The sequence below is a fragment of the Streptomyces sp. NPDC031049 genome (assembly GCF_055571015.1).
The window spans coordinates 168102-193024 of record NZ_JBVIGC010000012.1; the positions used below are offsets into that span (position 1 = coordinate 168102).

Here is a 24923-nt window from a genome sequence, read left to right on the forward strand (position 1 = left end):
GTCACGGGCCGTACCGCCGCAGGAGCGCCTCGACGTAGCTCTCCAGCCGTCCGGCGAGCAGCGGGGCGGTCAGGTCGGTGCGGCCCAGTTCACGCCAGGGCACGGCGACCTTCTCGGCGTCGGGCGCGAAGGACAGGGCGTCCAGGAGCCGCCAGTACAGGTGGTCCCGCGGCGCCGTGGCCAGCCGGCCGCCGGCGTCGGTGTAGCGGTCGGCGAACCGCAGTCCGGCGTCGGGGCCGTGGAGCAGGGCGAGGACCGTGCCGCAGTGGGCCACGTCCAGGTCGGCGGGCCCCCAGGAGGTCTCCACCCAGTCGACGACGCCGGTGATCCGCAGGTCGTCGCCGTGCCCGGCGAAGAGCACGTTGCCGGGGTGGAAGTCCCGGTGCAGGAAGCGCCCGGCGTACTCGGGCGGGTCCCGTCGGATGACGTCCACGGCACGCGCCCACAGCTCCGGCCGTCGCGTGGCCGGCGGGACCTGTACGCGTTCGGGGGCGGTCCACGCCTGGTAGGTGCGGGGGCGGGTCCGCTCCGTCACCCGCACCCGGTGGATCCGCGCCAGCCGGCGGGCGAGCAGCGCGGCGCGCGCCTCGGCCCCCTCGTCGTCGATCCGGACCCTGCCGGGCAGGAGGGTCATCAGCAGGGAGGGGTGGTCGCAGTGCTCGCCGGTCGCGTCGACGGCCAGGCAGCGGGCCGCGGGGACGTCGGTCGTCCGCAGCAGCGACAGGATCTCCGCCTCGCGGGTGAGGAGGCCCTCGGCGTGCCTCCGGAAGAACGGCTCGACGAAGGAGCGCAGGACCAGGCGCCGGCCGCCGTCCGGGCCGGACACGCGCAACAGGAGCATCCGGGAGGTCCATCCGCCGCGCAGCGTCTCGGCGGCCTCGATCCGCTCCCCCGCACCCAGGTGCTTCTCGACCCACGCACGCGTGGCGGACCAGCCCGCCCCGCCGGGTACGGCCGAGGTGCCGGACCCGTCCGGTCCACCGAGCCTCTCCGCCCCGTCCGGTCCGCGGGACCCGCCGGCCCCTTCCGGTCCGCGAGACCCGTCGGCCGCGTCCGGTCCCCCGGGCCCGTGCGCCCCGTCCGCCGTGTCACGGTCCGGGCTGTGCGCGTCCGTCACCGGTGGTCCTCCCGCAGGCCGACGGCGTCGTGCCGCCAGAACGTCTCCGCGTACACCAAGGTCCCCGTCATCCACGGCTCGTACGCCGGCAGCGCGAGCGACTGGAAGGCGGCGTCGGGGATGCGCAGCGACGGCTTGCGGAACCCGGACCGCTCGCCGGGCCCGAAACCGAAGCGGGCGTAGTAGCCCGGGTCCCCCTCGAGGAAGACGAGCGGAACCGCTCGTCCGGCGAGGACCTCCAGACCGCGCCGGACCAGGGCCGAGCCCACGCCCCGGCGCTGCCGGCCGGGCGCCACCGCCAACGGGCTGAGCACCTGCACGTCGACCAGGCGCCGCGGCGCGTCGAGCAGGCTCGGGGTGAACATCACGTGACCGATCACCTGCCCGGCCTCCTCGGCGACCAGCGACAGCCCGCCGCCCGGGGTGAGGGTGGCGCGCAGGGCGTCCGTCAGCCCGGCCACGACCGCCCCGTGACCGCCGAACGCGTCCAGGTGCAGGGCGCGTACGGCCGCTGTGTCGCCGGGCAGTTCCTCGCGTATCTCCATGATCGGGGACTCTAGTGAACGCGCCGCCGACCCGGTGGGCGAATGACGCTCGGCTCATGCCAGAAGGCCTCTCGCCGCGGCTCGCGGAGATCGTCGACGCGCTGCCGCTCACCCCCGACGCGCGGGTGCTGGAGATCGGCTGCGGGCCGGGCGCCGCCGCTCGTGCCGTGGCGGCCCGGCTGACGTCCGGGCACATCCTCGCCGTCGACCGGTCCGCCCGGGCCGTCGCCCGGGCCGAGGCGGGATCGGCCGCCGAGATCGCCTCCGGCCGGATGAGCGTCCGGCAGGCGTCGGCGGAGGACTTCGTACGGCAGCCCGGTGAGGGCCCCTTCGACCTCGTCTTCGCCGTACGCGTCGGCGCGCTCGACGGGCGCCGCCCGGAGGCGGGGCGGCGGGCACGGGAGCGCATCGCCGGCGCCCTCGCACCGGGTGGCCGGCTGTTCGTCGACGGCGGCCGGCCACTGCGGGAGATCCCCGTTCCGCCCCGCCGCCGAGCGGCGGTCCGTCCCCGCCGGACCGGTGGAAAACCGCGCGCGCAGCCACCCTCGCCCGGGATACGGTCCCGGCATGCGAGATGCGGACGGCTACTTCGGAGAGAGCGTCGCGGCCACCTACGACACGTCGAGCGCGGACATGTTCCGGCCGGATGTGGTGGACCCGGCGGTCGGCCTGCTGGCCGAACTGGCCGGTGACGGCGCGGCGCTGGAACTGGGCGTCGGCACGGGCCGGATCGCGCTGCCGCTGGCGGGCCGGGGGGTCCCGGTGCACGGCATCGACATGTCCCGGGCCATGGTCTCCCGGCTGCGCGCCAAGCCGGGCGGCGACGCGATCGGCGTGACGATCGGCGACTTCGCGACGACGCGGGTGGACGGCACGTTCGCGGTCGTCTACCTCGTGTACAACACCATCAACAACCTGACGACCCAGGACGCGCAGGTGGAGTGCTTCCGCAACGCCGCCGCGCACCTGCGGCCCGGGGGCTGCTTCGTCATCGAGGTCGGGGTGCCGGACCTGCGCCGGCTGCCGCCCGGGCAGACCGCCGTGCCGTTCCGGATCACCCCCACGCAGTGGGCGTTCGACACCTACGACGTCGTCACGCAGGCGATGAGTTCGCACTACGTCACCCTGGTCGACGGACGCCCGGAGTACGAGGCCGTGCCCTTCCGGTACGTGTGGCCCGCCGAACTGGACCTGATGGCGCGCCTGGCCGGGCTGCGGCTGCGGGACCGGTGGGAGGGCTGGGAGCGGCAGCCGTTCACCGCCGAGAGCGTCCGGCACGTCTCGGTCTGGGAGAAGCCCGCGCAGGAGCCCGCCGGCTGAGGCCCGTGGACCGGGGCAACTCCGAATGGACGGCTGTGAGATGCGGCCGGGCGCGGCACCGGATCGGATGGGGCCATGCGCTCAGTCATAGCCGGGGCCTTCGGCCGCTCACGCGTGCTCGCCACGAGCCTTCTGCTCGCCGCCCCCACTCTCCTTCTGCCGTCGCACACCGCCGCCGCCCTCTCCGCCGAGGACGATCCGGCCCGCGGTTCCGCCCGGATGGGCATCGGCGTCCTCGCCCACGAGGGCGAGCACGGACTCCCCCTCGGCATCAGGGCCGCCACGACCGAGGGCGTCGACGTGTCCAGCCACCAGGGCAACGTCGCATGGGCGTCCCTGTGGAACAGCGGCGTCAAGTGGGCCTACGTCAAGGCCACCGAGGGGACCTACTACAAGAACCCCTACTACCCGCAGCAGTACAACGGCTCGTACGGCGTCGGCATGATCCGCGGCGCGTACCACTTCGCCACGCCCGACACCGCGAGCGGCGCCGCCCAGGCCCGGTACTTCGTCGACAACGGGGGAGGCTGGTCCAGGGACGGCAGGACGCTGCCGGGCGTGCTGGACATCGAGTGGAACCCGTACGGGGACGCCTGTTACGGCAAGTCGCACAGCCAGATGGTGTCCTGGATCCGCGATTTCCTGAACACCTACCGGGACCGCACCGGACGCCACGCGGTGATCTACACCTCCACCAGCTGGTGGAAGCAGTGCACCGGCAACCACACGGGCTTCGCCGCGCACAACCCGCTGTGGGTGGCCCGGTACGCCTCGGCGGTGGGCGAGCTGCCCGCCGGCTGGCCCACGTACACGATGTGGCAGTACACCTCCTCCGGGCCGATCGTCGGCGACCACAACAAGTTCAACGGGGCGCTGGACCGGGTCCGCGCGCTCGCCAACGGCTGATCCGCCGGGGGACGTCAGCAGGAACCGGTGGGCGGACGGCGCGCGACGAAGACGAACTCACGGCCCGGACGGTCGGGGGCGTCGCGCACGTCCTCCACCACGAAGCCCTGCGCCGTCAGCTCCTCCTCGACCTCCCGCCGCTCACGGAACCGCAGGGTCGACGTCGACGTCAGCATCTGCCCGTCCGTGCCGTGCCCGTCCGCGCCGAACGCATAGGTCCACCGGAAGGTCACCAGCGGTCCGCTCACGTCGAGCACCTCGCACCAGCTCTCGACGGTGCCGGTCCCGGGAATCCGGGTCACCGCCCGGGTGGCCTCCGCGGTCCACTCCTCCCAGGCCCGCCGGGCCGGGTCCCGGGTCTCGAAGACCAGGTGGCCGCCCGGCCGCAGTGCCGCGTGCGCCCCGCGCAGCGTCCGCCGCCAGGCCGCCGGATCGACGATCTCCTGGGCGGCGTTCGCCGTCATCGTGGCGAGGTCGACGCGCAGCGGCGGCAGCGCCGTCGCGTCGCCGTGGATCCAGCGCACGCGCTCGGCGCCGGGCTTGCCCCTGGCCACGTCGAGACTGGCGCGGGCCGGGTCGACGCCGACGACGTCGAGGCCGCGGCCGGCCAGGGCCAGCGCGAACACGCCGGTGCCGCAGCCGATGTCCAGCACGCTGCGCGCCCCGAGCCGCCCCGCCAGCCGCAGGTAGGCGTCCAGGTCGCCGCGGTCGGGGTCCAGCGCGTCGTAGAGCGCGGCGAGCCGCGGGTCGGTGAAGCACTCGTCGGCCATGCGGGGACGGTAGCCGCGGGCCCACCGGCGCGGCCACCGGATTCCGCCCCTTGCTAGGCTCGGCCCCTGCTCGATCACAGGCGCGGAGCGGACGAGGGAGTGTCATGCGGACCCTGGCCACGGCGGTGCGGACCGCACTGACCTGCCTGCTGACGGGAGCGGCCGTCGCCGGGTGCGGCGATGGCGGCACGGGCGGGCAGCGGTCGGCCGGCGAGCTGCTCGACGACGCCAACGCCACCATGCGGGAGCTGACGTCCGTGACCGTCGACGTCACCACCGTCCCCACCGGCGGGGACGAAGTGACGAACCGGCTGGTGACCGACCTGGACAGCAGGTGCACCTCCAGGACCACCTGGTCGGGGACCGGGGGGCGGCTGGAGCAGATCCGGATCGGTGAGACGGACTACGTCCGCCCGAACCGCGCCTACCTCCAGGCCGCCGGCAAGGGGGACGACGACGGCACCGAGCAGCGGCTGTGGGTCAAAAAGGGCGTGGACACCGCCCGGGCCGGCGACGGCCTGTCCTCCTGCACCCGGCCGTTCGACTCCTTCGGCACGGCGGAGAAGAGCGGTTCCACGCGGATCGACGGCCGCGAGGCGGTCGAGCTGACGGTGACCGACGAGGCGGAAGCGAAGGGCACCTACACCTTCTACGTGGCGGCGGAGGGCAGGCCCTACCTGCTGAGGACGGTCTACAAGGGCCCCGACTTCCACACCACCACCTCCTTCAGTGGCTTCGACGAGCCCCTCGACATCCGTGCCCCGAAGCCGTCGGAGGTGCTGAGCACGGCGGACGGCGCCGGGACCGGGCCGGGCTCCGGCGAGCGGTGAGTCCCGCCGGAGCGCGTCAGCCGACGGGCTGACGGGCACGCGCCGCGCTCCCGGGCCCTTGGCCGGTGGCGCGGAACCTGCGGCCGCGTCGGGTCGGCCCCCACGGCTTCAGGACGGAGACGGCCGTCATGAAGACATAGGCGGACAGCGAGACGACCGGTCCGAAGAGCACCTCGCCGGCGTCGGGCAGCGGCCCGCCGGCGGCGACGGCGGCGACCGAGGCGTTGACCCCGGGGCGCAGTGCGAACGCCGTGGCGGCGGTCGTGGCGAGGGTGAGCCAGAACTTGGTCCACACCCAGCGGTGCCTGGCCAGTCCCCAGGGGGTGCCGAGGGCCAGCAGCAGGCCGCTGAGCAGGGTGAGGAACGCGACGGGGAGCAGCAGCCAGTCGGCGAACAGTTTCATGGTCCGCAGGGAGGCCTCCACGGTCACCGCGGCTTTGGTGGTGGCCGCGGTGGTGCCGAGCGCGAGCAGGCCGAGGGTGAGCCCGAGCCAGCTCGCGGAGGCGGCTACGTGGACGACGAGGGAAGCCCGGCGTGCGGGTCGGCTGAGTTTCACGTCCTCCACGCTGCCGGGCGGGAGCCGCCGTGGCGTCCGACGCGGGGAGTAACCCGGCGTACTCGACTCGGCGTACCGGGCGCGCCGGGGGGCGTGCGCGCCCGCTCGTGCACGTTACGCGGGCAACCGGCCCGGTGCCGGGACCGCGCAGAACGGCGGTTCCTCCGTACCATCTGTCCTCACAACGAACCGACGCAGTCGCGAACTGCCTGGCGAAGGAGAGTCAGTCCCATGTCCGAGAGCACGGTGCGCTCCACCGAACTGTCCTCGCAGTACGCCGCCCAGGTGACCGGCGATCTGGAACGCAACACCAAGGAGCAGGAACGTATCGCTCAGAAGATCGCGGCCCTGGAGCAGCAACTGGCCGAGCTGCGGCACGACCACGCGCTGCTGGTGGCGATGCAGCAGGCGCTCGGCGCGGGCGCCGCCGTGGCCGAGGGCGGCGTGGCTGACGGTCCGGTGGCCGAGGGTGGGGTGGCCGAGGGTGGGGTGGCCGACGGCGCGGTGGTTCCGGCGCCGCGTTCCGAGCCGGTCGAGGAGCCGCGGAAGGGCGGGCGTACCCAGGCCAAGAGGCCCGCCACGAAGAAGTCCACCGCCAAGTCCCCTGCGCGGCGCGGCTCTTCGGGCCGGAGCCGGGCGGGGAAGACCCCGACGGGCGAGGCCCCGGCCGGGAAGGCCGCTGCCGGGAAGACGGCGGGCGCGAAGCCGGCCGATGGAAAGACGGCGGGCGCGAAGCCGGCCGGCGCAAAGACGACGAGCGCGAAGCCGGCCGACGGAACGGCGGCGGGCGGAAAGAGCGCGGGCGGAAAGGCGTCGGCCGCGCGCAGGTCCGCCGGAGGCGGGAAGGCCGCGACGCAGCCGGCCCAGCCGACGCTGGTGGCGCTCGTGCGCGAGCACCTCGCCGGACAGCGGGAACCGCGTTCGGCCGCCGAGGTCGCCACGGCCCTCGGCCAGGAGCACCCCGGACGGGACATCAAGTCCAACGTCGTGCGCACCACGCTGGAAGGCCTGGTCGCCCGCAACCAGGCCCAGCGCAGCAAGCAGGGCAACTCCGTCTACTACTCGGCCGCCGACGCCACGCCGCCCGCACCGCAGACCGCGGCCGAAACGGCGGCGTCCGAGCAGGAGTGACGGGGCGTCAGCTCGACGGTCGGCTCCGTACCGGAGCATCCGCGACCCGGCGGTCCCGGAGCGAGGTACGTCCGGCCGGGGGCTCGCGCAGCCGTCCGAGTTCCCGGCGGGTCCGGGCGGCGGCGGAGGCCGGCCGGGGACGGTTGCGCACGAAACGCCTGGCGGCCCTGGCCGGTACGCGGCCCGGCAGCCGGGCGGCGCCGCCGAGCCCGGCGCGGACGGACCACCGTTCCCTCGTGGACGCGCAGGTCGCGGGTCCTGAGGGTCTCCTTGTGCCGTCCTCGATCGGCACCGCCGCGCGGGCCCGGGGCCTGACCCGCCCCGTCGGGACCGCTCAAGTCGCGGGCGGCTTCACTCGGGACGGCCGTCCAGGAGGCCGGTGACCTGTGCGCGGACGGCGTCCCGGGCGGGGCCGGGCAGGCCGTCGAGGGCCGTGCGCTCCAGTGCCGCGAGGGCCTGTTCGGCGCCGGCGTCGCACGGGAGGGTGCCGTCGAGCACCTCGTGGCCGTCGCGGGCGGCGACGCGCAGGGTGCGGGCACCGCCCGCGTCGGCGTGCAGCGCGGCGGCGGTCACGAAGGGCGGCGGGCCGCCCGCCTCCCCGGGCAGCTTGCGGTAGGCGCTGGCCAGGGGGGCGCGCCAGTGCAGGCTCAGCATCAGCTGACGCTTCGCCAGGACCTCGGCGAGGTCGGTCCGGTAGGTGCCGCCGGTGTCCAGCACGGTCGCGCGGGCGTCCAGGACGAGGGCCGCGGGCAGCAGACAGCGCAGGGTGCTGCCGACGATGTTGCCGCCGACCGTGGCGGTGCGGCGTACGGCTCCGGTGCCGACGGAGCCGGCCGCCCGGCGCAGCACCTCGGGCACGCGGTCGTCGATGCGGTGCAGGACGACGGCGGCGCCGAGTTCCTCGCCGCCGACGGCGTTGGCCTCGGGCAGGTCGCGCAGGGACACGGCGAGTTCCGGGAAGCCCTCCCGTTGCCAGGTGGCCCACACGAGCGTGGCCCCGCCTATGGGCACCGCCCCGTCGGCGAGGCACTCCTGAGCTTCGGACACGGACGTGGGCAGACGCAGGAGCACGGCGACCGACCTGCCTTCCTGGGGAGTCGGTGGCGGGGAGCCCACACCCGTCGGCCCTCGGCCACGTGTTCGCTGACGTGGCATTCTTCCCGCGTACGCGGGGGCGCGTACAGGGCTCACGCGGCGCCGATGTGCGCCCCGCGTGCCGGTGCGGTGCCGCGGTGCCGTGCCCTGGAGCCGCGATCAGGGACGGCCGGCGGCGTCCTTCGTCGGCTGGACGGCGGCGGCATCCTTCGCCAGCTGGACGGCGGCGGACAGGCGGAGTCCGGGCGCCGCCTCGCGCAGGATCTTGATGGCGTGGACGGAGTCGGCGGGGCCCTCGTGGCCGGCGGCGGCCAGGCGTTCGCGGACCCACCGGGCGCGCAGCTCGGCGTCGGAGGCGGCTGCCACCCGCTCGACCAGGGCGGCGGCGCGCTCCAGCCCGGGGCGCTCCTCGGGCGTGGCCTCGGCGAGCGCCTGGCGGACGCCGTCGGCGACGACGTCCGCGTCGCGCACGAAGAGGACGTCGAGTTCCGGTTGTCTGCTCCATCCGAACATGGGTGCCATGCTCGGGCTCACGAGCCGTGTGGATCAAGGAACTTGAGGGGGTTCTGAGGTCCCCGCGCCGCTCGCCGGCGGTTTCGGTCCGTGGTCTCGACGCGCTCGGCCAGCCGTTCGCAGCGCTGCCGAGCGGCCTGCGGGGTGCCGAGGCCGAGCCCGAAGCGATCTCGTGCCACGTCATGCCCCGGCCGCGGGCCATGCGCAGCAGCCCGGCCTCCAGCTCGTCCGTCTCGCCCGGCATCAGCGGCAGGAGGCTCAGCGCGGCGGTGATGTCGGCCTGCTCCACCTCCGGCTCGCGCGATTGTGAACGAACTGTTCAACCGGCTCGTTTCCCGCCGTCCAGGGCCTGGGTGGGGGGCAGTTGGGCCGGGCTGTGGCGCTCCCCCAGGACCTCGGCCATGAACTGCACCAGCCACCGCTGCGAGGCGCTGCGGGAGGACTCGTGCCGGGCGTAGAGCGCCACCTCGATCGCTTCCGTCTCGAACGGCAGCCGGACCAGGCGCAGCCGGTGGGAGGCCGTGAACAGCTCGCCGACGTACTCGGGCACGATGGCGATCAGGTCGGTCGCCTCCAGCAGGTACGGGAGCATCGAGAACCGCGTGGCGTCCACGACGACCCGGTCCAGCAGCCCGTGCGCGGCGAGCGCGGCCCTGGGAACGATGTGCCCGCTGGGCCCGCCGACCGTCGCGTGGTACTCGGCCGCGAGTTCGGGCAGGGTCACCGCCCGGCCGCGGACGCGCGGATGGTCGGCGGCGACCATGGCGACGTAGCGCTCCCCGAACAGCGGGACGCGCACGGTGCGGTGCGAGGTGAGCACCGGTGTGGCGACGAAGGCGTCGAGTTCCCCCCGGTGCAGTTGCCCCTCGGCGTCCTCGACGTCCAGGGGCCGGACGGTGAACGACACCCCCGGCGCCCGCTGTCTGGCCGCCGCCAGCAGACGGGGCAGCAGGGTCGCCTCGCCGAGGTCGGACAGGGCGATGGTGAACAGCCCCGTCATCGTCTCCGGGTCGAAGTCCTCGGCCTGTCCGATGGTGCCGTCGATCTCCGCCAGCGCCCGCTGCAACGGCTCGTACAGCCGACGGGCCCCCGCCGTGGGAGTGAGCCCTCGGCCGGAGCGCCGGAACAGCTCGTCGCCGAAGTGCCGGCGGAGCTTGCCCAGGCTGTAGCTGACGGTGGGCTGGGTGACGTGCAGGGCGTCGGCCGTGGCCGTGACGCTGCCGGTCTCGTAGAGCAGGACGAAGACGCGGGCGAGGTTGAGGTCGAAGTTCCGCAGGGGCGCCATGGCCGGACTATATAGGTCGCTTCTATATCGGCCCGCCGAAACATTTATTGGTCCCCATGTCGCGGCCTGCCTAGCGTGTCCCGCATCACGTCGAAAGGAGCGTCCGTGCCGTCCGTGCGCCGTGTCGCCCACGAGTTCCTTCAGCGTCAGGGGCTCACCACCGTCTTCGGGAATCCCGGCTCCAACGAGCTGCCCTTCCTCGCCGATCTCCCCGACGGTTTCCGGTACGTCCTCGGGCTGCACGAGGGTGCCGTCGTCGGGATGGCCGACGGCTACGCCCAGGCCACCGGCCGCCCGGCGCTGGTCAACCTGCACGCGGCCTCGGGCTCCGGGAACGCCATGGGCGCGCTGACCAACTCCGTCGCCTCCCGCACCCCTCTGGTGATCGTCGCCGGCCAGCAGGTGCGGCCCGCGATCGGCCCGGAGGCCAACCTGGCCAACGTCGACGCCGCGGCCCTGATGAAGCCGCTGGCCGGCTGGGCGGCCGAGCCGGCCTGTGCGCAGGACGTGCCCCGGGCGCTGGCGCAGGCGGTGTTCGAGGCTCGGTTGCAGCGCCGGCCGACTTATCTGTCCGTCCCCTACGACGACTGGGCGGCCGACGCCGACGACAACGGCCCCGCGGTGCTCGACCGGCGGGTCGGCCGGGCCGGTGTGCCGGACGCCGAGCAGAGCCGCCGGCTCGTGGACCAGGTCGCCGCCGCCCGGCGGCCCGCGCTGGTGCTGGGCGGCGACATCGACTCCGACGGCCTGTTCGACGACGCCGTCCGGCTGGCCGAGCGGCTGGGCGGGCCGGTGTGGGCGGCCCCGTCGCAGTTCCGGCTGCCCTTCCCCAACCGCCACCCGCAGTTCCGCGGGGTGCTGCCCGCGGGCATCGCACCGGTCTGCGAGGCCTTCGAGGGCCACGACCTCGTCCTGGTGCTGGGGGCACCGGTGTTCCGCTACCACGAGTACCTGCCGGGCCGTTACCTGCCGGAGGGCACCCGGCTGGTCCAGGTGACGCAGGACGCCTCCGCCGCCGCGCGGGCACCGATGGGCGAGGCGCTCGTCGCCGACCCGGGCCCGGTGATCGATCTGCTGCTCAAGGCGCTCGACGGGCCCGTGGCGCCGGCGGCCGGCTACCGGCCGCCCCCCGAGCCGCGCACCGCCGAAGGGGCGCTGCTCCACCCCGAGCAGGTCTTCGCCGCACTCCGCGACGAACTGCCCGAGGACACCGCGTACGTGGTGGAGTCGACCTCCACCATCTCCTCGTGGTGGCGGCAGATGGACCTGCGCCGGCCCGGCTCCTACTACTTCCCGGCGGCCGGCGGGCTCGGTTTCGGCCTGCCCGGTGCGGTCGGCGTCGCCATGGGCAGCCCCGGCCGGCCGGTCGCCGCCGTGATCGGGGACGGCTCGGCCAACTACGGCATCACCGCCCTGTGGACCGCCGCCCGGCACCGGGTCCCGCTCACCGTCGTGCTGCTGCGCAACGGCACCTACGGGGCGCTGCGCTGGTTCGGCGGCCTTCTCGGCGTGCCGGACGCGCCCGGGACGGACATCCCCGGCATCGACTTCACCCGTGTCGCGGAGGGCTACGGCGTGCCCTCCCGGCATGTCGCCGACCCCGGCGAACTGCGCGCCGTCCTCGCCGAGCGCCCCGGCCACCCCCGGCTGATCCAGGTGGACACGGCGCTGACCACGCCCTCCTGACCCACCGTCCGACGTACCGCACGAGCCGCGAGCACCCCTCACGGGGCCCCAGTGCCCCGCCCGGGGCCGAAGAGAGCCGAAGAGAGCCGAAGAGAGAAGGAACGGGATGACACTCCTCGACGACGACGTCTGGGGCGAGAAGTTCTTCAGCGACGGCTGGCGGAGCGCCGCCTTTGTCCATCCGGTGACCGAGCCGGCCACGGGCGGCCCGCTCGGCGCGGTGGGACTGGCCACCGCCGAGGACGCGGCGCGCGCCGCCACCCGCGCCGCCGAGGCGCAGCGCGCCTGGGCCGCGACCCCGCCGGCGCGCCGGGCCGCCGTGCTGCGCCGCGCGGGCGAGCTGTTCACCGAGCACGCCGCCGAGATCGAGGACTGGCTGGTGCGCGAGGCCGGTTCGGTGCGGGCCAAGGCGGGCTTCGAGGCCGGGCTGGCGGTCGGCGAGTGCTTCGAGTGCGCGGCACTGCCGACGCATCCGCAGGGCGAGGTGCTGGCCTCCGGCGAGGACCGCTGGTCGCTGGCCCGGCGCCGCCCCGCGGGCGTGGTCAGCGTGATCGCCCCGTTCAACTTCCCGCTGATCCTGGGCCTCCGGTCGGTGGCGCCCGCCCTGGCCCTGGGCAACGCGGTGCTGCTCAAGCCGGACCCGCGCACCGCGGTGAGCGGGGGTGTGGTCATCGCCCGTGTCTTCGAGGAGGCCGGGCTGCCGCCGGGCGTGCTGCACCTGCTGCCCGGCGACGGGGCGGTCGGCCAGGCGGTCGTCGACGCGCCCGAGGTGCGGGTCGTGTCCTTCACCGGCTCCACGCCGGTCGGCCGGGCCATCGGCGAGCGGGCCGGGCGGCTGCTCAAGCGCGCCCACCTCGAACTGGGCGGCAACAACGCCCTGGTGGTGCTGCCCGGCGCCGACGTCCACAAGGCCGCCTCGGCGGGCGCGTTCGGCTCCTACCTGCACCAGGGCCAGATATGCATGACGACGGGCCGTCACCTCGTGCACGCGTCGCTGCTCGACGCCTACACGGCCGCGCTCGCCGCCAAGGCCGAGGCGCTGACCGTCGGTGACCCGGCCCGCGAGGAGGTGGCGCTCGGCCCGCTCATCGACCGCCGCCAGCTGGAGCGGGTGCACGAGATCGTCACGAAGAGCGTCGCGGCCGGCGCGACCGTCGCCGCGGGCGGCGAGGTGTCGGGGGCGGGCTACCGCGCCACCGTGCTGACCGGTGTGACGGCGGACATGCCGGCGTGGCGGGAGGAGATCTTCGGTCCCGTGGCACCCGTGATGGGCTTCTCCACGCTGGAGGAGGCCGCCGCCCTCGTCGACGACTGCGAGTACGGGCTGTCCGTCGGCATCCTCGGGGACGTCGGGACGGCGATGAAGCTCGCCGACCGCATCGAGTCCGGCAAGGTCCACATCAACCAGCAGACGGTGGACGACGAGCCCGGCGCGCCCTTCGGCGGCGTCAAGGCGTCCGGCACCGGCTCCCGGTTCGGCGGCGCCACGGCGAACATCGAGGCCTTCACCGAGACCCAATGGGTCACCGTACGGCCGGACATCGCCGACTACCCGTTCTGATCCTCGGCACCGTCCCCGTCCCCGTCCCCACCCCTCCTCTCCTCTCCTCTCCGTCCCCCTTCCCCGTCCCTTCCGTCCCCTGGGGGGAATGCCACCATGGCTTCCGTCACCTCCTCCGGCACGCCGGCGCGGACCGGCACCGCTTCCGGACGCAACGCCTGGACGGTGATCCTGTGCTGGATCACCGTCCTGCTGGAGGGCTACGACCTCGTGGTCCTCGGCGCCATCATCCCGACCCTGCTCAAGACCGAGCACCTCGGCATGACCGCGGCCGACGCCACCACCATCGCCACGCTCTCCCTCGTCGGCGTCGCCATCGGCGCGGTCTGCGTCGGTCCCCTCGCCGACCGCCTGGGCCGGCGCCGGCTCCTCATCGGGTCGGTGGTGCTGTTCTCGGTGTTCACCCTCGTGGTGCCGCTGGCCGGCTCCGTCGCGATGTTCGCCGCGCTCCGCCTGATCGCCGGCCTCGGCCTGGGCGCCTGCATGCCGGTGTCGCTCACGATGATGGCCGAGCACATGCCGGCCGGGCGCCGGGCCCGCGCCAGCACGCTGACCATGACCGGCTACCACACCGGCGCGGTCATCACCTCGCTGCTGGCGCTCCAGGTCACCGACGACTGGGAGATCCTGTTCTACCTCCTCGGCGTGGTGGGTCTCGGCGTCGCCGTCGTCCAGTGGTTCAAGCTGCCGGAGTCCGAGGCGTTCGTCCGCGCCCGGGAGAACGACGCCGAGCGGCTGCCGTTCACCGAACTGCTCAAACCGGCCTATCTGCGGGCCGGCATCGGGATCTGGGTGGCCTCCTTCATGGGGCTGCTGCTGGTGTACGGCCTCAACACCTGGCTGCCCAAGCTGATGAACGACGCCGGCTACCCCGTGCCCACGGCCGTCACCCAGCTGCTGGTGCTCAACGTCGGCGGCGTGGTGGGCCTGGTGCTGGGCGGCTGGGTCGCCGACCGGCGCGGCATCAAGGGCACGGCGCTGTGCTGGTTCGCGGTCTCGGTGGCCATGCTGGCCTGTCTGAGCGTCAGGATGGACAGCGACCTGATGCTCAACACGGTCGTCTTCCTCACCGGCGTGTTCGTCTTCTCGGCCCAGGTGCTCGTCTACGCCTACGTGACGAACTTCTACCCGGCGTCCGTGCGCGGCACCGCACTCGGCTCGGCCTCGGGCATCGGCCGGCTCGGCTCCATCGTCGGCCCGTCCATCACGGGCGCGCTGGTCGCCTCCGGGATCGGCCATCCGTGGGGCTTCTACTTCTTCTCCGCCGTCGCGGTCCTCGGTCTCCTGGCCGTGCTGACGCTGCCGCGCCCGGCACGACCCCCGGAGCCGGAGGGCGCGGCACCGGCGGCCTGACCCTCCGGCACCTCCGCTCGGCGGGCCTACGCCCGTCGGTCCGGTCCACCGGGCGGAGCGCGGTGATCGGAGTGAGGATCGGTGGATGGGTGCTGTGCTGCCGGTCCTCTTCGCCCTGCTCGCCGCGTTCAGCAACGCGCTGGCCACCGTGTTGCAGCGGCGTGCCGCGCTCGGCGTGCCGCAGTCCCGGGGCTTTCGCCCGTCCCTCCTGCTCGACCTGCTGCGGCAGCCGGTCTGGCTGGCCGGGATGCTGGCCGTCGTGGTCGCCGGGCTGGGGCAGGCCGCGGCCCTGGCCACCGGCGCGCTCGCCCTCGTCCAGCCGCTGTTCGTGATGGAGCTGCCGCTGGCGCTGCTGCTGGCCTCGCTGATGGCGGGCAACCGGCTCCCCTTGGGGCTGTGGGCGGCCGTGGCCGCGGTGGTGGCCGGCCTCGGCGTCGCCCTGGCGGCGGCCTCCCCGAGCGGCGAGGACTTCCATGTGCCGCTGGACCGCTGGGTGCCGGTGCTGGCGGCCGGCGCCGGGGCGGCGCTGCTGCTGGCCGCCGCCGGGCTGCGGCGCCCGTCCGGCAAGGCCCGCGCCGGCTGCCTCGGCGCGGCCACGGCGGTGTGCTACGCGCTGACGGCCGCCCTGATGAAGGACGCCATGTACATCCTCGACGAGCGCGGGATCGGCGGTTTCCTGACCGCCTGGCAGACCTACGCGTTCGCCGCGGCCGGTGTGGCCGCCGTGCTGCTCCTGGAGCACGCCATGCAGGGCGGGCCCCTCGTCGCCTCGCAGCCGGCGCTCACGCTCGGCGACGCGACGGTCAGTCTGGTGCTCGGTGTCCTGATCTACCAGGAGGACATCCGCGGCGGGTGGTGGCTGCTGCCCCAGGTGCTCGGCGTGGCCCTGGTGGTCGTGGGGGTGCTGGCGCTGTCCCGGCACGAGGCCGACGTGCGCCACCCCGGCCGGTGACGACGAGGGCCCCGGCTCCACTGGTGGAGCCGGGGCCCTGGTCCCGGAGCGTCGGGCAAGCCTTGCACTTGCATCTCCCCGCGGGAAGCGGGGTGTCTTTCCTTGGACCACCGACGCGTGGCCGCCGGCCCCGAAGGGCCGTGCGTTCGAGATCGACCCTAGCGCGCCGCGGCGCCGGGGGCAGGTCGGCGACGCGCGGCGTTGCTCCGTACGAGTGGTGGGTTCCCGGACGCGGTCGTAGCGTCATAGGGAGCACTGACCCGGCGAGGCAGGGAGCGGAGATGGGCAGTCACGCGATGAGGGCGGCGGTCACCCTCGGTGCCGCCGCCGCGCTGGCGGCGTCGCTGGGCACGGCCTCCGCCGCGCCGCCGGCGGAGCGCACCGTCCCCCGGCAGGCGGACGCGCCCGTGCTGGTCGACTGCACGTGGGGTGCCCAGGTGCGCCCGGAGGCGTTCCTGATCGCCTGCGGTGACGGCAACAGCCGGCTGGAGTCGCTGGAGTGGTCGCGCTGGGACGCGCGGGCGGCCGTGGGCAGCGGGATCAACCTGGTCAACGACTGCAAGCCCTACTGCGCGGCCGGCACCTTCCGCTCCTATCCGGTGACCGTCCGCCTCGACAGGCCCGCGGTCTGGGAGAAGGACCCGGACGAGCGGCACTTCACGCGGATGACCCTGACCTACACCGACGGCAGGCCGGACGACTTCCCGCGCACCGTGACCTACCCCCTGTGGGACTGACGCCTCACTGCGGCAGCGCCAGCCGGCAGCTGTCGCCGGGCTGGATGCGGACCGCGCGGTCGGGCAGCCGGACGTCGATCGGCAGCCCGTTGGAGGACGGCACGGCGATCTCCAGCCGGCCGTGCTCCAGCCGCAGCCGTACGCCCCAGTGGCCGTGGTAGCGCAGCGAGAAGCCGTAGGAGGACAGCTCCGGCAGAGGCACGGGGTCCAGCCAGAGGGCGCCGGCCCGGGTCTCCAGGCCGGTCAGTCCGCGCTGGACCAGGTCGAGGGTGCCGGCCATGGCGCCGAGATGGATGCCCTCGCCGGTGGTGCCGCCCTGGAGGTCGGCGACGTCGCCCTTGAGGGCCTCCTGGCAGAACGTCCACGCCTCGGCGCGCCGGGCGCGGGCCAGGACCCAGCCGTGGACGAGGCCGCTGAGGGTGGAGCCGTGGCTGGTGCGGGCCAGGTAGTAGTCGACGGTGCGCCGCCAGGTGTCGTCGTCCAGCCGGTAGCCGAGCCGCTCGAAGAGGGACCGCAGTTCGGCGGGCGAGAACAGGTACCCGAGCATGAGCACGTCGGCCTGTTTGGAGGCCTGGTAGCGGTTGACCGTGTCGCCCTCGGCCTCCAGGACCCGGTCCAGGCGCCGGATGTCCTCGTACCGTTCGCGGTAGCCCTGCCAGTCCAGCTCGGCCAGGTCGCCGTAGCCCTCGAACTGGCTGATCACGCCCTGGTGGAAGGGGATGTACAGGGTGCGGGAGACGTCCTCCCACTGCTCCAGCTCGCCGTCGTCCAGGGCGGTGCGTTCGACGAGTTCGCGGCGGCGCGGCTCGGGCAGGGCGCGCAGCACTTCCAGGGTGCGGGCGAGGACCCAGGCGGCGGTGACGTTGGTGTAGGCGTTGTCGTCCAGGCCGGGTTCCGCGGCGCCGGGGTAGGCCTCGTGGTACTCGTCGGGGCCGACGACGCCCCGGATGCGGTGCCGGCCCAGGTGCTCGTCCCAGGTGGCCGAGTCCGCCCAGAAGCGGGCGATCTGCAACAGCATCTCGGCGCCCTTGGTGTGCAGGAACTCCGCGTCGCCGCTGGCCTCGCAGTACTGCCACACGTTGTAGGCCACGGCCGAGCCGACGTGCCGCTGCAGGTGGGTGTGGTCGGGCAGCCAGCGGCCGGAGTGCGGGTTGAGGTGGAGCTGCTGGGTCTCCTCGCGGCCGTCGCTGCCGCTCTGCCAGGGGTAGAGCGCCCCGCGGCGGCCGATGGCGCGGGCCGCCGCGGTCGCCCGTTCCAGGCGGCGGTGCCGGTAGTGCAGCAGGGCCCGGGACACCTCGGGGAAGTGCAGGTTGAGGTAGGGCAGGACGAAGAGTTCGTCCCAGAAGACATGGCCCCGGTAGGCCTCTCCGTGCAGCCCCCGGGCGGGCACGCCGACGTCCAGGTCGGCCGTGTGCGGGGAGAGGGTCTCGAGGACGTGGAAGAGGTGCAGGCGCAGGATGCTGCCCGCCTCGCCGGGCACCTCGAGCTGGGCGCGGCGCCACAGCTGGCCCCAGGCCGTGCGGTGGGAGTCGAGCAGTTCGTCGAAGCGGGGTGCGGAGCCGGCCCGGTCCAGGGCGGCCTGGAGAGGGTCGCTGATCGCCTTGTCGCGTGAGGTGTGCAGGGCCACCGTCTTGTCGACCACGGCGGTGTGGTCGGGCGTCAGGTGCAACCGGACGCGCTGGGTGGCGCGGAGGTGGTCGTGTTCGCAGACGACGGGGGCGTCGGCGGTCAGCCGGGCCGCGAGCCCGACGCGGATGTCGGAGGTGGTGGTGCGGCACCGCAGCCACACCGTGTCGGGGGCGTCGACGCCGGTGTGCACATGGGTCAGGTGGCGGCCGTCGAGGTCGCGGTAGCGCGGCACCCCGGAGTTGGTGACGCCGCCGTCGAGTGCCGCCTCCACCTCCAGGTCGACGGTGCCGGCCTCCACCGCGAACTCGGTGCGCAGGGCGGCCAGATGGGGGTCCGCCATGTGCACCATACGCAGCTGGCGCACGTCCAGGGTGCCGTGCTCGCCGAGCCGGTAGCGGGTCGTGCGCTCCAGCAGGCCGGTCTCCAGGTGCAGGATCTGGCGGTGTGCCAGGACCGGTGCGGCGTCCGGGGTGAGCCAGTCACCGCCGGCCGGGCGGAAGCGCAGGGGGAGCCAGTTGGGGAGGTTGACCATGTCCTCGTTCTCCACCCGACGCCCGGCGACCTGGGAGGTGAGCCGGTTGTAGCAGCCGGCCACGTAGGTGCCCGGGTAGTGCACGTCGTCGGCGGTGCACTCGGGCAGGGCGCCGCGGGTGGCGAAGTAGCCGTTGCCCAGGGTGCACAGCGACTCCCTGAGCCGCTCCTCGGCGGGGTCGTATCCGTCGTATTCCCAGGTCCAGGGGGCGGTGGTGGTCACGGCGATGGGTTCCCTTCGCGCGGTGGTGCGGCGGGCGCGGGGCCGGCGGTCAGCCGTCCCACGACCAGTCGGCGACCTCGGGCAGGTCGACGCCGTGCTCGCGGATGTGGGCGTGGTGCCGCAGCCGGGTGTCCTCCATCCGCTGGCGGACGGCGGCGGCCCGCACGGCGAGGCCGGGCACCCGGTCGATGACGTCCATGACCAGGCGGTAGCGGTCCAGGTCGTTGCCGACGACCATGTCGAACGGGGTGGTCGTGGTGCCGATCTCCTTGTACCCGCGCACGTGCAGGTGCGCGTGGCCGGTGCGCCGGTAGGCCAGTCGGTGGATCAGCCAGGGGTAGCCGTGGTACGCGAAGATCACCGGCCGGTCGGCGGTGAACAGACCGTCGTACTCGAAGTCGGTCATGCCGTGCGGGTGCTCCTCGGCGGGGAGCAGCCGGGCGATGTCGACGACGTTGACCACGCGCACGGCGAGGTCCGGCAGGTGGCGGCGGATCAGCTGGGCGGCGGCCAGCACCTCCTGGGTGGGGACGTCGCCGGCGCAGGCGAGCACCACGTCGGGTTCCCGGGTGCCGTCCTCGGTGCCGGCCCAGTCCCAGACGCCGGCACCGCGGGCGCAGTGGACCCGTGCCTCGTCCAGGGGGAGCCAGTCGAAGCAGGGCTGCTTGCCGGCGACGATCACGTTGACGTGGTCCCGGCTGCGCAGGGCGTGGTCGGCGACGCAGAGCAGGGTGTTGGCGTCCGGCGGCAGATAGACCCGGACGGCCTCGGGGCTCTTGTTGAGGATGTGGTCGACGAAGCCCGGGTCCTGGTGGGAGAAGCCGTTGTGGTCCTGACGCCAGACGTGGGAGGTGAGCAGGTAGTTGAGGGAGGCGATGGGGGCACGCCAGGGCAGGCGGCGCGAGACGCGCAGCCATTTGATGTGCTGGTTGACCATGGAGTCGACGATGTGGACGAAGGCCTCGTAGCAGGAGAACAGCCCGTGCCGGCCGGTGAGGAGGTAGCCCTCCAGCCAGCCCTGGCAGGTGTGTTCGGAGAGGATCTCCATCACCCGGCCGTGCCGGTCGAGGTCCTCGTCGACGGGGAGCCGCTGCTCCTGCCACGCCTTGCCGCTGGCGGCGTAGACGGCCTGGAGGCGGTTGGAGGCGGTCTCGTCGGGCCCGACCAGGCGGAAGTCGCGCCGGTCGGCGGTGGCCGCCATCAGGTCGCGGAGCAGGTCGCCGAGGACGCGGGTGGGTTCGTGCAGGGCGGTGCCGGGCTTGTCGACGGGGACGGCGTACCGCTCCAGCGGCGGCAGCGGCAGCTCGCGCAGCAGCAGCCCGCCGTTGGCGTACGGGGTGGCGCCCAGGCGGCGGTCCCCCTCGGGGACGCGGGCCAGCACCTCGGGGCGCGGGGCACCGTGGTCGTCGAACAGTTCCTGCGGCCGGTACGAGCGCAGCCACCGCTCGAGCTGCCGCAGGTGCTCGGGGTTGTCGCGGACGCCGGAGAGGGGGACCTGGTGGGAGCGCCAGGTGCCGGCCACCGGCAGGCCGTCGACCTCGGCGGGGCCGGTCCATCCCTTCGGGGTGCGCAGCACGATCACCGGCCAGCGCGGCCGGTCGGTGACGCCGCCCTCGCGGGCGGCCCGCTGGACGGCGGCGATCCGGTCCAGGGCGGTGTCCATCGCGTGGGCCATGGCGCGGTGGACGGCTGCGGGGTCGTCGCCGGTGACGTGGAGGGGGTCGTGGCCGAGGCCGCGGAGGAACTCGTCCAGTTCGGGTTCGGGCAGCCGGGCGAGCACCGTCGGGTTGGCGATCTTGTAGCCGTTGAGGTGCAGGATCGGCAGGACCGCCCCGTCGTGGACCGGGTCGAGGAACTTGTTGCCGTGCCAGGAGGCGGCCAGCGGTCCGGTCTCCGCCTCGCCGTCACCGATGACGCAGGCGACGACCAGGTCCGGATGGTCGAAGGCGGCGCCGTAGGCGTGGGCGAGGGAGTAGCCGAGTTCGCCGCCCTCGTGGATGGAGCCCGGCGTCTCGGGCGCGACATGGCTGGGCACACCGCCGGGGAAGGAGAACTGCCGGAAGAGCCGGGCCATCCCGGCCGCGTCCCGGGTGATGTCCGGGTACGTCTCGCTGTACGCCCCCTCCAGCCAGGCGTTGGCCAGGACCGCGGGGCCGCCGTGTCCGGGGCCCCAGACGCACAGGGCGTTCAGGTCGCGGGCGCGGATCACCCGGTTGAGGTGGGTGTGGACCAGGCTGAGGCCGGGCGAGGTGCCCCAGTGTCCGAGCAGCCGCGGCTTGATGTGCTCCGGGCGCAGCGGCTCGGTCAGCAGCGGGTTGGCCATCAGGTAGATCTGGCCGACGGAGAGGTAGTTCGCGGCGCGCCAGTGGGCGTCGAGCGTGGTGAGCTCCTCGTCCGTGAGCCCGGCGGGCGCCTGCTGCGTGTCGACGGACATCCGGGGGTCCTTCCGGGTCGGAACGGCTCTCGCGCCCTCGGCGGGCGCACGGGCGGTGCCGTGCCGCGACGGCGCGGTGCCGCCGTTGCACATCCCACCACCCTGCGCGCCCGGGGCGAGTACCCGACAGAGCCGTTCGGGTCACGTCGCGCGGGCCCACAGGGGGAGGCCGGGTCAGGTCGCGCCGACCCGGCACGGAGGCCGGCCATGTCCCGCCGCCTCGGTACGGAGACCGGACCAGGTCCCGCCGCCTCGGTACGGAGACCGGACCACGTCCCGGTGACTCGGAACGGTGAGCGGGGCCGCCGTCGGCGCCGACTCCGACGGCGGCCCTGCGACGCGCCGTCTACCCCGGCCCGCCTCCTTCATGTCGCCGTGCACCAGCGCTTCACGGGACGTCCGCGTCGGGCGCGCGGCATCCGCACACCGGCGCCCGGGCTCCCGGCTCCGGCATAGGGGGCTCCGGGCTCCGGGCTCCGGGCTCCGGCATAGGGGGCTTCCCGGCTCCCGGCTCCCGGCTCCCGGCTCCCGGCAGATTTTGCATGGCGTGCATGTTTGCATAGCATGCAAGTTATGGCGGAGAAGTCGGAGGGCCGCGCCCCGGGAAGCGGCGGCCTGCGGGAGCGGAAGAAGCGGGCGACGCGTGCGGCGCTCGCCGAGGCCGCGGTGCGGCTCGCCGCCGAGCACGGGGTCGAGAAGGTCACCGTCGAGGCGATCAGCGCGGCGGCCGGCGTGTCGGTGCGGACGTTCTTCAACTACTTCGACACCCGCGACGACGTCTTCGTCCTCACCGACGCGGAGGCCGGCGCGCGGGTGCGCCGGGCCGTGCTGGACGCACCGGCCGGCCTCTCCCCGCTGGAGGCCGTGCGCGACGCCGTCGCGGCGGAGCTGACGGAGGCCGAGCAGCAGCACGAGCTGTGGCGGCTGCACGGCGACGTGCTGCGCGCCTCGCCGCACCTGCTGGCCCGCAGCCTCAGCGCCCACATGGCGGACGAGACCGGACTGGCCGAGGCAGTCGCCGCGCGCGTCCGCTCGGGCCCCGCCGCCGCGCCGGACGGCCCGCCGGCCGGGTCGGACGAGGAGCGGCGCCGGGCCCTGGACCTGTATCCGCGGCTGCTGGCGGGGGTCGCGGTGGCCGCGGTCCGCGTCAGCGTGGAGCACTGGTGCTCGCGCCAGCAGGAACGCCCCTTCGCCGAGGTGTTCCAGGAGGTCTTCGCCCTGCTCGCCGCCGGACTGCCGGAACCGGCCGCGTAGCCGCCGGTTCCGGCCCGGAAGCGCCCGCACGAGCCCCGGCCCGGCCCCGCGACCACTCCCCCGCCGTGACGTCCGCTCACGACCCTGCCGTCACCGTTCCGCACGGACCAGCGCGGCTCAGCACACACCAGCACGCCCCAGCACGCCCCGTGCGGAGCCGCACCGATCACCGCCCACCACCACCCACCACCCGTCACCACCCATCACCACCGTCGAAAGAGATGTCGTGACCGCATCGAAGGCGCCCGCCGACGCGCCGCCCACCTCCATGACCCGGCGCCAGATACTCCAGGCCATGTCGGGCCTGATGGCCGGCATGTTCGTCGCGATCCTGGCCGGGACCGTGGTGGCCAACGCGCTGCCCCGGATCATCGCCGACCTGGGCGCCAGCCAGTCCTCGTACACCTGGGTGGTGACCGCGGAGCTGCTGGCGATGACCGCCACGGTGCCCCTGTGGGGCAAGCTGTCGGACCTGTACAACAAGAAGCTGCTGCTCCAGCTCTCCCTGGGCATGTTCGTCGTCGGCTCGCTTCTCGCGGGCTTCTCGCACGGCGTGGAGCTGCTGATCTTCAGCCGGGTGATCCAGGGCATCGGCGCCGGCGGCCTGACCGCGCTGGCCCAGGTCGTCATGGCCGCGATCATCCCGCCGCGCGAACTGGGCAAGTACGCCGGCGTCTTCGGCGCCGTGTTCGCCGTGGGCACCGTCGCCGGGCCGCTCGTGGGCGGCGTCATGGTGGACACCTCCTGGCTGGGCTGGCGCTGGTGCTTCTTCATCGGCGTACCGTTCGCGCTGCTCGCCATCGTGCTGCTGCAACGCACGCTGAAGCTGCCCACCGTCCGCCGTCGGGTGAGGATCGACTGGCTCGGCGCGTTCCTGATCGTCGCCGGTGTCTGCGCGCTGCTCATCTGGGTCTCGCTGGCCGGCAACCGGTTCGACTGGGCGTCCTGGCAGACCGCCGCGCTCACCACCGGCGGCGTCCTGCTCCTGATCGCGGCCGTGTTCGTCGAGGCGCGCACCCCCGAGCCGGTCATTCCGCTGGGCATCTTCCGCAACCGGACGGTGACCCTGACGACCGTGGCCAGCCTGCTGGTCGGTGTCGCCATGTTCGGCGGAACGGTGTTCCTGTCCCAGTACTTCCAGGTCTCCCTGGGCAAGTCCCCGACCGTGGCCGGGCTGATGAGCCTGCCGATGATCCTGGGTCTGCTGGTGTCCTCGACCGTCGCCGGCCAGGTGATCAGCAGGACCGGCAGGTGGAAGCGGTACCTGGTCGCGGGCGCCGTCGTCATGACCGCGGGCCTCGGGCTGCTGTCCACCATCGGCGCGGACACCCACTTCGCGCTGCTCAGCCTGTTCATGGCGGTGCTCGGCGTCGGCGTCGGCATGCTGATGCAGAACCTGGTGCTGGCGGCGCAGAACGACGTGCCCGCCGCCGAGCTGGGCGCCGCGACCTCCGTGCTGTCCTTCTTCCGCAGCATGGGCGGCACCATCGGCACCAGCGTCCTCGGCGCGATCCTCGCCAACCGGGTCGCCGACGAGATGACCAAGGGCCTTCGGCAGGCCGGCATCGCCGGTGCCGGCGCCGACGGGGGCTCGGGCGGCGGGCACGGCAGCGTGCCGGACATGACCACTCTCCCCGCGCCGATGCGGGAGATCGTCGAGCACGCCTACGGGGTCGCCACGGCCGACCTGTTCCTCGTCGCCGCGCCGTTCGCCGTGCTGGCGCTGATCGCCGTGGTGTTCCTCAAGGAGAAGCCGCTGAAGACCACCAGCGGCATGGAGCGGCTCGCGGAGGAGTCCGGCCACGGCACGCGGGCGGAGACCGGTGCACCGGCGGGCGGCGGACCCACCGCTCCCGTCGGCTGACGACGCGACGGCCGTGCCCGGGCCGTTTCCGGCGCTGCTCCTGTGCTCGGTCGCTCCGCCCGCGCCGTCAGATCCCGAACGGCGCCGCGTAGCGGACCGTGCCGCTCGGCAGCGGATGGCCGGCGTCGAGGGTGAGGGCCATCAGGGCCTCGTCCGGGACGTCGATGGTCAGGCCGATGCCGTGGGCCGAGGCCCGCGAGAAGCCGAACCGCGGGTAGTACGACGGATGCCCGAGCACGACGACGTGGTGCTCGCCCCGGCGCCGGGCGGCCTCCAGGGCCGCCCGGATCGCCGCGGAACCGGCGCCGCCGCGCTGCCGCTCGGGCAGGACGGCGCACGGCGCCAGGCACAGGGCCGGACTGTCGCCGATGTGGCAGCGGGTGAGCAGGGCGTGGGCGACGGGCCGGCCGGTGCCGTCCGCGGCGACCAGGGACAGGCCGTCGATCCAGGCGGCCGGGTCGGCGCGCAGCGCGTCCACCAGGTCGGCCTCCTCGGCCGTGGGGAAGGCGGCGAGGAGGATGTCACGGATCGCGGGGACGTCGTCGCCGGTCTCGGCGCGCGTGGTCCAGGTGAGAGGCATGAGAGGGAGAGCTTCCGTTTCTCGGTCGGGTTCGTGCGGCGGGACGCCTCG

Annotated in this window: 21 protein-coding genes and 2 pseudogenes; 12 read left to right on the forward strand and 11 right to left on the reverse strand. The window is 74.2% G+C overall.

The window, feature by feature from the left end:
* Nucleotide 1: 1 nt before the first annotated feature.
* Nucleotides 2-901: a phosphotransferase family protein gene (locus ACZ45Q_RS21495; RefSeq protein ID WP_468263915.1), complete on the reverse strand. Its 900-nt coding sequence runs from the start codon at nt 899-901 to the stop codon at nt 2-4.
* A gap of 212 nt (nt 902-1113) precedes the next feature.
* A complete protein-coding gene (locus ACZ45Q_RS21500; protein ID WP_468263655.1) occupies nt 1114-1662 on the reverse strand; it encodes a GNAT family N-acetyltransferase in 549 nt (182 codons plus the stop codon).
* A gap of 56 nt (nt 1663-1718) precedes the next feature.
* On the opposite strand from ACZ45Q_RS21500, the pseudogene ACZ45Q_RS21505 reads away from it, so the two are divergent.
* From ACZ45Q_RS21505 to ACZ45Q_RS21515, 3 genes and pseudogenes are all read left to right on the forward strand, one after another.
* A pseudogene (locus tag ACZ45Q_RS21505) lies at nt 1719-2096 on the forward strand (SAM-dependent methyltransferase); the annotation flags it as partial.
* A 133-nt stretch (nt 2097-2229) separates the two neighbouring features.
* Entirely contained in the window at nt 2230-2982 is a 753-nt protein-coding gene (locus ACZ45Q_RS21510) for a class I SAM-dependent DNA methyltransferase (RefSeq protein ID WP_468263658.1), read from the forward strand.
* A gap of 75 nt (nt 2983-3057) precedes the next feature.
* Nucleotides 3058-3888 (forward strand): lysozyme, encoded by an 831-nt coding sequence (locus tag ACZ45Q_RS21515; protein ID WP_468263661.1) that lies wholly within the window; start codon nt 3058-3060, stop codon nt 3886-3888.
* A gap of 14 nt (nt 3889-3902) precedes the next feature.
* On the opposite strand, the gene ACZ45Q_RS21520 is transcribed toward ACZ45Q_RS21515, so the two are convergent.
* Nucleotides 3903-4658 (reverse strand): class I SAM-dependent methyltransferase, encoded by a 756-nt coding sequence (locus tag ACZ45Q_RS21520; RefSeq protein ID WP_468263664.1) that lies wholly within the window; start codon nt 4656-4658, stop codon nt 3903-3905.
* A 104-nt stretch (nt 4659-4762) separates the two neighbouring features.
* Here ACZ45Q_RS21520 and ACZ45Q_RS21525 point away from each other — a divergent pair, with 104 nt between their 5' ends.
* Nucleotides 4763-5488, forward strand: a complete 726-nt coding sequence (locus tag ACZ45Q_RS21525; protein WP_468263666.1) for a hypothetical protein — start codon at nt 4763-4765, stop codon at nt 5486-5488.
* 16 nt (nt 5489-5504) lie between these two features.
* Here ACZ45Q_RS21525 and ACZ45Q_RS21530 read toward each other — a convergent pair whose 3' ends face one another.
* The gene (locus tag ACZ45Q_RS21530) at nt 5505-6044 is read right to left on the reverse strand and encodes a DUF2269 domain-containing protein (protein WP_468263669.1); all 540 of its coding nucleotides are present in this window, start codon (nt 6042-6044) and stop codon (nt 5505-5507) included.
* A gap of 231 nt (nt 6045-6275) precedes the next feature.
* On the opposite strand from ACZ45Q_RS21530, the gene ACZ45Q_RS21535 reads away from it, so the two are divergent.
* A complete protein-coding gene (locus ACZ45Q_RS21535; protein ID WP_468263672.1) occupies nt 6276-7175 on the forward strand; it encodes a hypothetical protein in 900 nt (299 codons plus the stop codon).
* A 351-nt stretch (nt 7176-7526) separates the two neighbouring features.
* Here the strand turns inward: ACZ45Q_RS21535 and ACZ45Q_RS21540 are convergent, their stop codons facing one another.
* The 4 genes and pseudogenes from ACZ45Q_RS21540 to ACZ45Q_RS21555 form a co-directional block, all read right to left on the reverse strand.
* Nucleotides 7527-8246 (reverse strand): FAD binding domain-containing protein, encoded by a 720-nt coding sequence (locus tag ACZ45Q_RS21540; RefSeq protein ID WP_468263675.1) that lies wholly within the window; start codon nt 8244-8246, stop codon nt 7527-7529.
* A gap of 183 nt (nt 8247-8429) precedes the next feature.
* A complete protein-coding gene (locus ACZ45Q_RS21545; RefSeq protein WP_468263678.1) occupies nt 8430-8783 on the reverse strand; it encodes a hypothetical protein in 354 nt (117 codons plus the stop codon).
* 17 nt (nt 8784-8800) lie between these two features.
* Nucleotides 8801-9084 (reverse strand): annotated as a pseudogene (locus tag ACZ45Q_RS21550) (hypothetical protein); the annotation flags it as partial.
* Nucleotides 9085-9102: 18 nt separating this feature from the next.
* A complete protein-coding gene (locus tag ACZ45Q_RS21555) occupies nt 9103-10068 on the reverse strand; it encodes a LysR family transcriptional regulator (RefSeq protein ID WP_468263681.1) in 966 nt (321 codons plus the stop codon).
* Between the two features lie 105 nt (nt 10069-10173).
* Here ACZ45Q_RS21555 and mdlC point away from each other — a divergent pair, with 105 nt between their 5' ends.
* The 5 genes from mdlC to ACZ45Q_RS21580 all read left to right on the forward strand — a co-directional run bounded on the left by mdlC (nt 10174) and on the right by ACZ45Q_RS21580 (nt 16357).
* The gene (gene mdlC / locus ACZ45Q_RS21560; RefSeq protein ID WP_468263684.1) at nt 10174-11754 is read left to right on the forward strand and encodes a benzoylformate decarboxylase; all 1581 of its coding nucleotides are present in this window, start codon (nt 10174-10176) and stop codon (nt 11752-11754) included.
* A gap of 106 nt (nt 11755-11860) precedes the next feature.
* A complete protein-coding gene (locus ACZ45Q_RS21565) occupies nt 11861-13315 on the forward strand; it encodes an aldehyde dehydrogenase family protein (RefSeq protein WP_468263687.1) in 1455 nt (484 codons plus the stop codon).
* Between the two features lie 96 nt (nt 13316-13411).
* Nucleotides 13412-14668, forward strand: a complete 1257-nt coding sequence (locus tag ACZ45Q_RS21570; protein ID WP_468263690.1) for an MFS transporter — start codon at nt 13412-13414, stop codon at nt 14666-14668.
* A gap of 85 nt (nt 14669-14753) precedes the next feature.
* Entirely contained in the window at nt 14754-15620 is an 867-nt protein-coding gene (locus ACZ45Q_RS21575) for a DMT family transporter (RefSeq protein ID WP_468263693.1), read from the forward strand.
* A gap of 281 nt (nt 15621-15901) precedes the next feature.
* A complete protein-coding gene (locus ACZ45Q_RS21580) occupies nt 15902-16357 on the forward strand; it encodes a hypothetical protein (RefSeq protein WP_468263697.1) in 456 nt (151 codons plus the stop codon).
* A 4-nt stretch (nt 16358-16361) separates the two neighbouring features.
* Here ACZ45Q_RS21580 and ACZ45Q_RS21585 read toward each other — a convergent pair whose 3' ends face one another.
* Together ACZ45Q_RS21585 and ACZ45Q_RS21590 are read right to left on the reverse strand one after the other, a co-directional pair.
* Nucleotides 16362-18740, reverse strand: coding sequence for a glycoside hydrolase family 65 protein (locus tag ACZ45Q_RS21585; RefSeq protein ID WP_468263700.1), 2379 nt, complete (start codon nt 18738-18740; stop codon nt 16362-16364).
* Nucleotides 18741-18789: 49 nt separating this feature from the next.
* Nucleotides 18790-21174 (reverse strand): phosphoketolase family protein, encoded by a 2385-nt coding sequence (locus ACZ45Q_RS21590; RefSeq protein ID WP_468263702.1) that lies wholly within the window; start codon nt 21172-21174, stop codon nt 18790-18792.
* A 564-nt stretch (nt 21175-21738) separates the two neighbouring features.
* Here ACZ45Q_RS21590 and ACZ45Q_RS21595 point away from each other — a divergent pair.
* Nucleotides 21739-22428 carry a TetR/AcrR family transcriptional regulator gene (locus tag ACZ45Q_RS21595; RefSeq protein WP_468263705.1) on the forward strand — a complete coding sequence of 230 codons (690 nt, stop codon included), beginning with the start codon at nt 21739-21741 and terminating at the stop codon, nt 22426-22428.
* 268 nt (nt 22429-22696) lie between these two features.
* Complete coding sequence (locus ACZ45Q_RS21600; RefSeq protein ID WP_468263918.1) at nt 22697-24292, forward strand: MDR family MFS transporter; 1596 nt, start codon at nt 22697-22699, stop codon at nt 24290-24292.
* 67 nt (nt 24293-24359) lie between these two features.
* Here the strand turns inward: ACZ45Q_RS21600 and ACZ45Q_RS21605 are convergent, their stop codons facing one another.
* Nucleotides 24360-24872 carry a GNAT family N-acetyltransferase gene (locus ACZ45Q_RS21605; protein ID WP_468263707.1) on the reverse strand — a complete coding sequence of 171 codons (513 nt, stop codon included), beginning with the start codon at nt 24870-24872 and terminating at the stop codon, nt 24360-24362.
* Between the last annotated feature and the right edge of the window lie 51 nt (nt 24873-24923).

What these genes read in the sequence shown, in the direction of transcription:
- ACZ45Q_RS21605 (WP_468263707.1), bottom strand. Translation starts at nt 24,872, where the DNA reads ATGCCTCTCACCTGGACCACGCGCGCCGAGACCGGCGACGACGTCCCC.
- ACZ45Q_RS21510 (WP_468263658.1), top strand. Translation starts at nt 2,230, where the DNA reads ATGCGAGATGCGGACGGCTACTTCGGAGAGAGCGTCGCGGCCACCTAC.
- ACZ45Q_RS21555 (WP_468263681.1), bottom strand. Translation starts at nt 10,068, where the DNA reads ATGGCGCCCCTGCGGAACTTCGACCTCAACCTCGCCCGCGTCTTCGTC.
- ACZ45Q_RS21570 (WP_468263690.1), top strand. Translation starts at nt 13,412, where the DNA reads ATGGCTTCCGTCACCTCCTCCGGCACGCCGGCGCGGACCGGCACCGCT.
- ACZ45Q_RS21535 (WP_468263672.1), top strand. Translation starts at nt 6,276, where the DNA reads ATGTCCGAGAGCACGGTGCGCTCCACCGAACTGTCCTCGCAGTACGCC.
- ACZ45Q_RS21590 (WP_468263702.1), bottom strand. Translation starts at nt 21,174, where the DNA reads ATGTCCGTCGACACGCAGCAGGCGCCCGCCGGGCTCACGGACGAGGAG.
- ACZ45Q_RS21580 (WP_468263697.1), top strand. Translation starts at nt 15,902, where the DNA reads ATGGGCAGTCACGCGATGAGGGCGGCGGTCACCCTCGGTGCCGCCGCC.
- ACZ45Q_RS21595 (WP_468263705.1), top strand. Translation starts at nt 21,739, where the DNA reads ATGCAAGTTATGGCGGAGAAGTCGGAGGGCCGCGCCCCGGGAAGCGGC.
- ACZ45Q_RS21575 (WP_468263693.1), top strand. Translation starts at nt 14,754, where the DNA reads ATGGGTGCTGTGCTGCCGGTCCTCTTCGCCCTGCTCGCCGCGTTCAGC.
- ACZ45Q_RS21545 (WP_468263678.1), bottom strand. Translation starts at nt 8,783, where the DNA reads ATGTTCGGATGGAGCAGACAACCGGAACTCGACGTCCTCTTCGTGCGC.
- ACZ45Q_RS21500 (WP_468263655.1), bottom strand. Translation starts at nt 1,662, where the DNA reads ATGGAGATACGCGAGGAACTGCCCGGCGACACAGCGGCCGTACGCGCC.
- ACZ45Q_RS21515 (WP_468263661.1), top strand. Translation starts at nt 3,058, where the DNA reads ATGCGCTCAGTCATAGCCGGGGCCTTCGGCCGCTCACGCGTGCTCGCC.
- ACZ45Q_RS21565 (WP_468263687.1), top strand. Translation starts at nt 11,861, where the DNA reads ATGACACTCCTCGACGACGACGTCTGGGGCGAGAAGTTCTTCAGCGAC.
- ACZ45Q_RS21600 (WP_468263918.1), top strand. Translation starts at nt 22,697, where the DNA reads ATGACCCGGCGCCAGATACTCCAGGCCATGTCGGGCCTGATGGCCGGC.
- ACZ45Q_RS21525 (WP_468263666.1), top strand. Translation starts at nt 4,763, where the DNA reads ATGCGGACCCTGGCCACGGCGGTGCGGACCGCACTGACCTGCCTGCTG.
- ACZ45Q_RS21520 (WP_468263664.1), bottom strand. Translation starts at nt 4,658, where the DNA reads ATGGCCGACGAGTGCTTCACCGACCCGCGGCTCGCCGCGCTCTACGAC.